Below are 1,172 nucleotides of genomic sequence, written 5' to 3'. Positions count from 1 at the left end.
GAGTGTCCCTGGCGTGGGGCCTGTGGGAGCAGGCCACCGGCATGACCGCCCACCTGAACGACCTGGACCAGGCCCGCGTGCACCGTGGCGGATTCCAGGCGATCACCTCCGACGAGGGCCTCGACCTGTTCGACACGGCCCTGCACACCGAGGAGAGCCTCCTCGTCCCCATCCGGCTCGACCTGCGGGCCATACGCGCCGAGGCCGCCGCCGGCGGCGACCTGCCGTCCCTGCTGCGCACGCTGATACCCCACAGCCGGCGCGCCGCCGCCCGCATCGCCGCCGGACGCGGCAGCGGCCTGGCCGGCCGGCTCGCGACCCTCACCCCGGCCGAGCAGGAAGCCCTGCTCCTGGACCTGGTCCGCGGCCACGTCGCGACCGTGCTCGGCCACACCGGCCCCGAGAAGGTCAGCGCCGACAAGGCGTTCAAGGACGCCGGCTTCGACTCCCTCACCGCCGTCCAGTTGCGCAACCGGCTCCGCGAGGCCACCCGGCTCGGCCTCCCCGCCACCCTCATCTACGACTACCCGACTCCGCTGGCGCTCGCCCGCTTCCTCCGCGACGAGCTGGCCGGATCGATCGGCGACGTCACCGGCTCGGCGGCCGCCACGATCGTCGTGGCCGACCCGGACGAGCCGATCGCCGTCGTCGGCATGGCGTGCCGCCTGCCCGGCGCCGTCAACAGCCCTGAGGAACTGTGGCAGTTGGTGGTCGAGGGCCGCGACGCCATCTCCGGGTTCCCCGCCGACCGCGGCTGGGACGTGGACGACCTCTTCGACACCGACCCCGAGAACATCGGCACCTCCTACGTCGACCAGGGCGGCTTCCTGCACGAGGCCGGCCTCTTCGACGCGGGTTTCTTCGGTATCTCGCCGCGTGAGGCCCTGGCGATGGACCCCCAGCAGCGGCTGCTCCTCGAAACCTCCTGGGAGGCACTGGAGCGGGCGGGCGTGAACCCGTCCGGGCTGAAGGGCACGGACGTCGGCGTGTTCTCCGGCGTGATGACCCAGGGCTACGGCATCGGCAGCGACATCCCGCCCGAGCTGGGCGGCTTCACCGCCACCGGCTCCGCGGTGAGCGTGGCCTCGGGCCGGGTGTCGTACGCCTTGGGCTTCGAGGGCCCCGCGGTGACCGTGGACACCGCGTGCTCGTCCTCGCTGGTCGCCATGCAC

General features: G+C 73.1%; 1 protein-coding gene. It reads left to right on the top strand.

The features are described 5' to 3' along the window. A partial coding sequence (locus ABEB00_RS06995) for an acyl carrier protein (RefSeq protein WP_345618075.1) occupies positions 1-1,172 on the top strand: 1,172 nt, incomplete at both ends.

The organism is Streptomyces ziwulingensis, from assembly GCF_039542605.1.
Taxonomy (GTDB): domain Bacteria; phylum Actinomycetota; class Actinomycetes; order Streptomycetales; family Streptomycetaceae; genus Streptomyces; species Streptomyces ziwulingensis.
This window is presented reverse-complemented; position numbering and strand designations above follow the sequence as displayed.